Annotated in this window: 8 protein-coding genes and 1 pseudogene; 2 read left to right on the top strand and 7 right to left on the bottom strand. The window is 61.7% G+C overall.

Going from position 1 to position 7,909, the window contains the following annotated elements:
• Positions 1–229 precede the first annotated feature (229 nt).
• From M2400_RS33180 to M2400_RS33150, 7 genes and pseudogenes are all read right to left on the bottom strand, one after another.
• Complete coding sequence (locus M2400_RS33180; protein WP_177079994.1) at positions 230–1,309, bottom strand: sigma-54-dependent Fis family transcriptional regulator; 1,080 nt, start codon at positions 1,307–1,309, stop codon at positions 230–232.
• 99 nt (positions 1,310–1,408) lie between these two features.
• Complete coding sequence (locus M2400_RS33175) at positions 1,409–2,074, bottom strand: methionine ABC transporter permease (RefSeq protein WP_177079995.1); 666 nt, start codon at positions 2,072–2,074, stop codon at positions 1,409–1,411.
• Positions 2,071–2,817, bottom strand: coding sequence for a methionine ABC transporter ATP-binding protein (locus tag M2400_RS33170; protein ID WP_259201397.1), 747 nt, complete (start codon positions 2,815–2,817; stop codon positions 2,071–2,073). Before M2400_RS33170 ends, M2400_RS33175 begins: the two co-directional genes overlap by 4 nt.
• Entirely contained in the window at positions 2,814–3,608 is a 795-nt protein-coding gene (locus tag M2400_RS33165; protein WP_177049003.1) for a MetQ/NlpA family ABC transporter substrate-binding protein, read from the bottom strand. The genes M2400_RS33170 and M2400_RS33165 overlap by 4 nt, the downstream gene beginning before the upstream one ends.
• 14 nt (positions 3,609–3,622) lie before the next feature.
• A complete protein-coding gene (locus M2400_RS33160; RefSeq protein ID WP_259201395.1) occupies positions 3,623–4,660 on the bottom strand; it encodes an isopenicillin N synthase family oxygenase in 1,038 nt (345 codons plus the stop codon).
• A gap of 86 nt (positions 4,661–4,746) precedes the next feature.
• Positions 4,747–5,265: pseudogene (locus M2400_RS33155) on the bottom strand (thioredoxin family protein); the annotation flags it as partial.
• A 77-nt stretch (positions 5,266–5,342) separates the two neighbouring features.
• Positions 5,343–5,522, bottom strand: a complete 180-nt coding sequence (locus M2400_RS33150) for a hypothetical protein (RefSeq protein ID WP_177049001.1) — start codon at positions 5,520–5,522, stop codon at positions 5,343–5,345.
• A 209-nt stretch (positions 5,523–5,731) separates the two neighbouring features.
• Between M2400_RS33150 and M2400_RS33145 the strand changes: the two genes are divergently transcribed.
• Entirely contained in the window at positions 5,732–6,472 is a 741-nt protein-coding gene (locus M2400_RS33145) for a response regulator (protein ID WP_063028866.1), read from the top strand.
• Entirely contained in the window at positions 6,469–7,773 is a 1,305-nt protein-coding gene (locus M2400_RS33140) for an ATP-binding protein (RefSeq protein ID WP_259201390.1), read from the top strand. The genes M2400_RS33145 and M2400_RS33140 overlap by 4 nt, the downstream gene beginning before the upstream one ends.
• Positions 7,774–7,909: the final 136 nt, after the last annotated feature.

Raw genomic sequence — 7,909 nt, 5'->3', positions numbered from 1 at the left:
AGGAGCGGGTAAACCGGCAGGACGCCGGTTTAGCCGCGACGGGGCAGGGACGCCCCGTCGCGGCGGCCCGCGGAGCAAGCCCGGAGTGAGGGAACGCCGAGCCACAGCGAGGCGCCGACAGGCGGGGCAGAGCGTTTTGGTTACTTTGCCGCTTTTGCAAAGTGACTCGCTGTAAGAGCGAAACCATAGGTGGCCGTTACCTAAATAACGGATATGTACACCAAAAAAATCAGGACTTCCCCCGCCCCTTGAGCATCCCATGATTCACCAAAAGCGTCCGCATGGCATTACGCGTAACCCCCAGCAACTCCGCCGTACGCAACTGATTAAACCCACAAAACCCAAACGCCTCCCGCACGATCAAATCCTCAATATCGTGCAACAACGAATCCCCAGGCACCTCGAACAACCTTAACAGCTGCTCCCGCACCACCTCCTGTGGAATCCGCGGCGCCCCGCTGTTAACGCTGGCATGCATCGCACTCAACCCCGCCGAAAACTTCAAGTGCGACGGCATGATCGGCTTATCCCCCGCCACCAAAAGCGCCAGGTGCACCACATTCTCCAGCTCACGAATATTCCCCGGCCACGGATAATCCAGCAACGCCTGGGTCGCCGACTCCGACAACATCGGCTCAGCGATTTTCAACCTGGCACTGTAGATCCGCCGAAAATGCTCAACCAGCGGCAGAATATCCAGCGGCCGCTCACGCAACGGCAACACCTGCACCTGCGCAACGTTGATGCGATAAAACAGATCGAGACGAAAATTCCCCGCCTCCACCGCCTGCTCCAGGTCAATGTTGGTGGCCGTCACCAGCCGGATATTGATCTTGATCGGCTTGCGCGACCCCACCCGCACCACTTCCTGCTCCTGCAACACCCGCAGCAGTTTCACCTGCAACGGCAGCGGCAAGTCACCGATTTCGTCGAGAAACAACGTGCCACCGTCGGCCTCCTCAAACCAGCCGATCCGCCGCCCCGAAGCACCGGAAAACGAACCGGCCTCATGCCCGAAAAACTCGCTCTCGGCGAGGTTCTCGCTGATCGCCCCGCAGTTCACCGGCACAAACGCACCCGTGCGACCGCTGGCGCTATGGATGTAACGAGCGACCAATTCCTTGCCAGTGCCCGTCTCGCCATTGATCAACACCGGCGCTTCGCTCGGGCCCACACGCTGCAAATACTCAAGCAGCTGCAACGAACGCGGGTCGGCAAAGACCAGCGCCTTGGCGCGAATCGACAACGGGTCTTTTTCGCCCTGGGGCAAAGTCAGGATCGGCGTGGGATGCCCGTGGGGACGGTTCATGAAGAGTATTTCCCGGCGACGAGGTGAAGGTACGAAGGGGAACTTTACTCAGTCACGCATATAACTAGAAATATTAAAAATTCATTAGTACATAACCGTTTAGCGTCGATGCGCCAGCGACCTCACACAACGATCCCCCAGGCTTTGCACCCCCTGAACCAGCACCACCAACACAACCACCGTCACCACCATGATCTGGTTATTGAAACGCTGGTACCCATAACGAATCGCCAGGTCGCCCAGGCCACCACCACCAATCACGCCGGCCATGGAGGAAAAGCCGATCAGCATCACCAGGGTCAGGGTCAACCCGGCGAGCAACGCGGGCAGCGCTTCCGGCAACAGCACCTTTAGGATCACATGCCGAATATCCCCGCCCATGGCGACGATGGCTTCGATGCGCCCCTTGTCCACTTCATCCAGCGCGTTTTCGACAATGCGTGCAAAGAACGGAAAGGCGCCAATAGTGATCGGCACCACGGCGGCGGTGCTGCCCAGGGTGGTGCCGACGATCAGCCGGGTCAGCGGAATCAAGGCGATCAGCATCACTACAAAGGGCAATGAGCGTCCCAGGTTGACCACCGCCCCCAACACACGATTCAGACGCGGCAGCGGGAACAGCCCACCGCGACGGCTGATAAACAGCAACACCCCAAGTGGCAGGCCGATCAGCAAGGTGAACACGGCGGCCAGCAGCACCATGTAGAGGGTTTCGCCAGTGGCCGTGAGCAGCAACTGCAGGATGTCGTTCCAGTCCGTCTTCATACCGCCCTCACCGCTGGCAGGCTGGGGGCCAGTGAACGGCCCAGGCTCGACGCAGGATCGGCCTGCAATTGAATCAGGCTGCCGCTTTCCACCACGCGCCCGTTGGCCAGGGACACCGCGCTGTCGCAGATAGCCTTGACCACCTCCAGCTCGTGGGTGATCAACACGATGGTCACCCCCAGTTGCCGATTGATGCTGCGCAGCAGTTCCAGGATCGAGGCGGTGGTTTCCGGGTCGAGGGCGCTGGTGGCTTCGTCCGACAGCAAATAAGCCGGGCGCGCCGCCAGTGCCCGGGCGATGCCCACGCGCTGCTTCTGCCCACCAGACAGCTGCGAAGGAAACGCCAGCGCCTTGTCACTCAGGCCTACCAACTCCAGCAATTCCTTGACCCGGGCAACGCGCTCGGCCTTGGGCTGGCCGGCGATTTCCAGGGGCACCGCCACATTGTCGGCAACGTTGCGCGAATGCAGCAGGTTGAACCCCTGGAAGATCATGCCGATGCGCTGGCGTTGCTGGCGCAGTTGCTTGTCGCTGAGCAGCGTCAGGTCCTGGCCGTCCATGAGAATGCGCCCGGAGGTCGGGCGCTCCAGCAGGTTCAGGCAGCGCAGCAAAGTACTCTTGCCCGCCCCGCTACGCCCCACTATCCCGAAGATCGAACCGTCGGCAATTTGCAACGACACCTTGTCCAGCGCCGGCGGCTGCCCGTCGGCGTAGGTTTTGCTGACCTGCTCGACGACGATCATTCGACAGCTACCGGAATCACCGAGCCTGAGTATTTCTCGGTGATGAACTTGGCCACCTCCGGCGAATTCAGGTCCTTGGCCAGTTGTTTGATCCGAGGGTCATCCTGCAATTTCGGGGTGGTCACGAGGATATTGGCGTAGGGATTGCCCTGGGCTTTTTCCAGGCCGAGGGCATCTTTAGCCGGCGACAAACCGGCCTCCAGGGCGTAGTTGCCGTTGATCACGGCGAGGTCGACGTCATCCAGGGCGCGGGGAATCTGCGGTGACTCGATTTCGAGAATCTTCAGGTGCTTGGGGTTCTCGGCGATGTCCTTGGGCGTTGCCTGGTCCTTGGCCGGGTCGTTGAAGCCGGGCTTGAGCGTGATCAGCCCGTTGGCTTGCAGCAGGTACAGCGCTCGGCTGAGGTTGGTGACGTTGTTGGGCACGGCCACCGTGCCTTTGTCCGGCACCTGGGCGAAGCTGGTGTGGCGATGGGAATAGATGCCCAAAGGCTCGATATGCACCGTGGCCGCGACCGCGAATTTCTGGCCGAGGGCCTGTTCCTGAGAGTGCAGGTAAGGCAGGTGCTGGAAGTAGTTGGCGTCTACGTCACCGTGGGCCAACAGCTCGTTGGAGTTCACGCCGTTGGGGATTTCGATGATTTTCAGCTGCAACTGCGGGTCGAGCTTCTGCACGTATTCGAGGATTTGCGCATGGGGAATCGGGTCGGCCGCCACCCGCAGGGCCTCGGCGGCCTGGGCGTCGAAAGAGGCAATCAGGACGGCCAGGGCCAGGGCTGTTTTCTTGAGCATGGTGATGTTCCTTATCAGGCGGACAGGGCTTGGGGAATCGTGGCGTCGGCGTAAAAACGCTGGGCGACATCCGGGTGGGAACGCAGGCGACCCTTGAGGTAGTTCCAGCCGACGTCCCGCAGCAGCGGGTTACGCGGGTCGCTGGTGGGGCCGTGGGCATCGCGCAGCAACTCGGGCGGCAACTGATACACCGGCACCACCGCGTCCAGCTGCGCACCGAGGAAAAACGCCAGGGACAGGCGCTCGCTACCCAACGGCGGCGATTCGACCCGGTGCACCGTGGCGCGCAGGTAGCCGTTGGTGGCCAGTTCCAGCAATTCGCCGATGTTCACCACCAGGGTGTCGGGGCGCGGCGAGGCGTCGATCCAGCGGCCCTCCTCCACTTCCACTTGCAGGCCAGCCTGCTGGTCCTGCAGCAGGAAGCTGAGAAAACCGGAATCCTTGTGCGCGCCCACGCCTTGGCGACTCTGCCGGGCATGGCGGCCGGGGTAGCGGATCAGCTTGATGTGTTCGTTGGGCTTGTCGCCGTACAGCGGGTCGAAGGCGTTTTCCGGCAGCGACAAGGCCTGGGCAAAGGCCCGCAGCAGGCGCAACGACATTTGCGTCATCGCCTGCTGCCAGGCCAGCAACAAGGGTTTGAGTTCGGGTAACGCAGCAGGCCATTGGTTGGGACCTTGCAGGCGCGACCAGGCCGGTGAGTTCGGGCCCTGTTGCAGTGGCTCGCGCTCAGCGCCGAGGTCGAACTGTTCACGCAGGTCCGGCTGCCCACGGGTGATCTCCGAGGCGGCGCGGTTATAGCCGCGAAAGTGCGGGGAATTGATCATGCCCACGGCGAGTTTGTCAGCCTGCGGCAAGGCGAAGAACTGCCGCGCCTGCTGCTGCACCTGGGTGAGCAAGTCGGCGTCGATGCCGTGACCGGTGAGGTAGAAAAAACCGATATGCCGCGCCGCGTGGCGCAGGTCATCGAGAAACTGCCCGCGCTGGGCCGGGCTGCCGTCGAGCAGCGCCAGGTCCAGCGAGGGCAAGGTATTGATTGCCAGCGGGTGCGACATCGGTAGCTCACTCCATGAACATAGTGGTGGAGTGGCGAAGCTAAACGATCTAAAAACCCGGCAATAAATACCTTTTTGGCATTAGCTTAGGTTGGCGCGTTAGCCGTCCTGGCCTCTTCCAGTAATGCCTGGATGACCTTCTCCTGATTGTCGTAGCGGCCCTCGCCAAAATGGCTATAGCGCACTTTGCCGGTAGCGTCGAAGAAGTAATGGGCCGGCCAGTACTGGTTATCGAAGGCGTGCCAGATCCGGTAATCGTTGTCGACCGCTACCGGGTAATTGATGCCCAGTTTCGTGACCTGGCTGCGCACGTTATCCAGGACTTTCTCGTAGGCGTTTTCCGGCGTATGCACACCGATCACCACCAGTCCGTCCTTGGCGTACTTCTTCGCCCACTGCTTGACGTACGGCAGGCTGCGCTGGCAGTTGACGCAGTCGTAGGTCCAGAAATCCACCAGTACCACCTTGCCCTTCAGGCCCTCGGCCGTCAGCGGCGCTGAGTTGAGCCAGGCCACCGCACCATCCAGGGACGGCATGCGCTCTTCGGACTGGCTGAAGCTTTCGGCGTCGACGTTGTTGATCAGGTAGTTGACCGCCTTGGGTACGCCGACCAGGGCCACGACCAATGGCAACAGGAGCAGGCCTTTTGAGCGGCGCAGGTATCGGATGAAGTTCATGGGTGTCACCTCGTGGCCGGGGGTGTTTCGTCGCGTTTGCGACCCGCGCCGTTTTGCGCCAGCGGGGTATTCTGGAAGCAGGTTTCGCTGCCGGTGAGTTTTTTTGCGGTGGCGGCATTCACATCCGCCGCCACACCTGCCATGGAAAACGCCAGGGCACTGAGAAGACTGTTGAGTGGGGTCATGCACGGTTCCTCGGGAATAACCGGGGCGGATCGCCTCGATGGGTTCATTTGAACCCTGGGAGGTATCCGGATTGTGTCGGCCAGGCCCGGATTTTTGCGTCGACGTGTATCTCGTCACCGCCAGATACACTGCAATACAAAGGGCACAAGGCAAGGCCGCCGGCAGTGGCTAGACTGCGCATCAATGACTATTCAACGAGGAAGGGAGCATGGATCACGTCGATCACATTCTGATTGTCGATGACGATCGGGAGATCCGCGAACTGGTAGGCAACTACCTGAAAAAGAACGGCCTGCGCACCACCGTGGTGGCTGACGGCCGGCAGATGCGCAGCTTCCTCGACACCACGCCCGTGGACCTGATCGTGCTGGACATCATGATGCCCGGCGACGATGGCTTGCAGCTGTGCCGCGAACTGCGGGTGGGCAAGCACAAGGCCACACCGATCCTGATGCTCACCGCACGCAACGATGAAACCGACCGCATCATCGGCCTCGAAATGGGCGCCGACGATTACCTGGTCAAGCCCTTCGCCGCCCGTGAACTGCTGGCCCGCATCAACGCCGTACTGCGGCGCACGCGGATGCTGCCGCCGAACCTGGTGGTGACGGAAAGCGGCCGGCTGATCCGCTTTGGCCGCTGGCGCCTGGACACCACCGCCCGCCACCTGCTGGACGAAGACAACACCCTGGTGGCCTTGAGCGGTGCCGAGTACCGGCTGCTGCGGGTGTTTCTCGACCACCCGCAACGGGTGCTCAACCGTGACCAATTGCTGAACCTGACCCAGGGCCGGGACGCGGACCTGTTCGACCGCTCCATCGACCTGCTGGTCAGCCGCCTGCGCCAGCGCCTGCTGGACGACGCCCGCGAGCCGGCCTACATCAAGACCGTGCGCAGCGAAGGCTATGTGTTCTCCCTGGCGGTGGAAATCCTCGGGGACTCGGCATGACCCTTTCGTTTCGCTGGCCGCGCACGCTGGCGGCGCAACTGTCGGTGATTTTTATCGTGAGCCTGCTGTGCGCCAACGCCTTGTCGTTCAGCGCGCAGTTCTATGAGCGCTATATGAGCGCCCGCAGCGTGATGCTGGGCAACCTCGAGAATGACGTCTCGACCTCGATCGCGATCCTCGACCGCCTGCCCGCCGCCGAGCGCGCCAGCTGGCTGCCACGGCTCGACCGCAACGCCTACCGCTACCTGTTGAATGCCGGTGAGCCCGGTGAGCCGATGGCCGGTGACGACGTGCCCATGGCAGCGACGTCGATCTCCGATGCCTTGGGCGAGCATTACCCGCTGACCTTTCGCGATATGCCGGGTTTGCAAAAACACTTCCAGGCGCACCTGACCCTGGCCGATGGCAGCCCGATCACCATTGACGTCTACCCCAAGCCGATCCCGTTTGCGTTCTGGCTGCCGGTGGTGCTGGTGCTGCAATTGTTGGTATTGCTGGTGTGCACCTGGATCGCCGTGCGCATCGCCATCCGCCCGCTGACGCGCCTGGCACGGGCGGTGGAGACCCTCGATCCGAATGCGCACCCTACGCCGCTGGACGAAACCGGCCCTACCGAGGTGGCGCATGCGGCGGCGGCGTTTAACGAAATGCAAAAACGGATTGCCGAGTACCTCAAGGAGCGCATGCAGATCCTGGCGGCGATCTCTCATGACTTGCAGACGCCGATCACCCGCATGAAATTGCGCGCCGAGTTCATGGAAGACTCGGTGGACCGGGAAAAGCTCTGGAGTGACCTGGGGGAAATGGAGCACCTGGTGCGCGAGGGTGTGGCTTATGCCCGCAGTGTGCATGGCGCGACCGAGGCCAGTCACCGGATCAACCTGGACGCGTTTCTCGACAGCCTGGTGTTTGATTACCAGGACATGAACAAACAGGTGAGCCTGACGGGTAAAAGCGCGGTGGTGCTGGATACCCGGCCCCATGCATTGCGCCGGGTGCTGGTGAACCTGGTGGATAACGCGCTGAAGTTTGCCGGGGCGGCGCAGATGGAGGTGGGGTCGACGGCGTCGGGGGAGCTGTCGATCAAGGTGCTGGATCGGGGGCCGGGGATTGCCGAGGATGAACTGGTGCAGGTGATGCAGCCGTTTTACCGGGTGGAAAGTTCGCGCAATCGCGGCACTGGTGGCACTGGGTTGGGGTTGGCGATTGCCCAGCAATTGGCTGTGGCGATTGGTGGGGAGCTGACGTTGAGCAATCGGGATGGCGGTGGGTTGTGTGCCGAGGTTCGGCTGGTGCTGTGACGGGCTGTGTGTATATCCGTTATTTTTGTTATGGCCGCTTATGGTTCCGCTCTTACAGCGGCTCACTTTTGAAAAGCGCAAAAGTAAGCAAAACGCTCTTGCCCCACCACTCGGCACCTCGCTCAGGCTCGGTGTG

Origin of the sequence: Pseudomonas sp. BIGb0558 (assembly GCF_024807515.1) — a bacterium.
Taxonomy (GTDB): Bacteria; Pseudomonadota; Gammaproteobacteria; order Pseudomonadales; family Pseudomonadaceae; genus Aquipseudomonas; species Aquipseudomonas yamanorum_A.
Note: the sequence above shows the minus strand (reverse complement) of the source record. Positions and strands in the feature narration are given on the sequence as shown.

What these genes read in the sequence shown, in the direction of transcription:
- M2400_RS33150 (WP_177049001.1), bottom strand. Translation starts at nt 5,522, where the DNA reads ATGACCCCACTCAACAGTCTTCTCAGTGCCCTGGCGTTTTCCATGGCA.
- M2400_RS33180 (WP_177079994.1), bottom strand. Translation starts at nt 1,309, where the DNA reads ATGAACCGTCCCCACGGGCATCCCACGCCGATCCTGACTTTGCCCCAG.
- M2400_RS33175 (WP_177079995.1), bottom strand. Translation starts at nt 2,074, where the DNA reads ATGAAGACGGACTGGAACGACATCCTGCAGTTGCTGCTCACGGCCACT.
- M2400_RS33145 (WP_063028866.1), top strand. Translation starts at nt 5,732, where the DNA reads ATGGATCACGTCGATCACATTCTGATTGTCGATGACGATCGGGAGATC.
- M2400_RS33160 (WP_259201395.1), bottom strand. Translation starts at nt 4,660, where the DNA reads ATGTCGCACCCGCTGGCAATCAATACCTTGCCCTCGCTGGACCTGGCG.
- M2400_RS33170 (WP_259201397.1), bottom strand. Translation starts at nt 2,817, where the DNA reads ATGATCGTCGTCGAGCAGGTCAGCAAAACCTACGCCGACGGGCAGCCG.
- M2400_RS33165 (WP_177049003.1), bottom strand. Translation starts at nt 3,608, where the DNA reads ATGCTCAAGAAAACAGCCCTGGCCCTGGCCGTCCTGATTGCCTCTTTC.
- M2400_RS33140 (WP_259201390.1), top strand. Translation starts at nt 6,469, where the DNA reads ATGACCCTTTCGTTTCGCTGGCCGCGCACGCTGGCGGCGCAACTGTCG.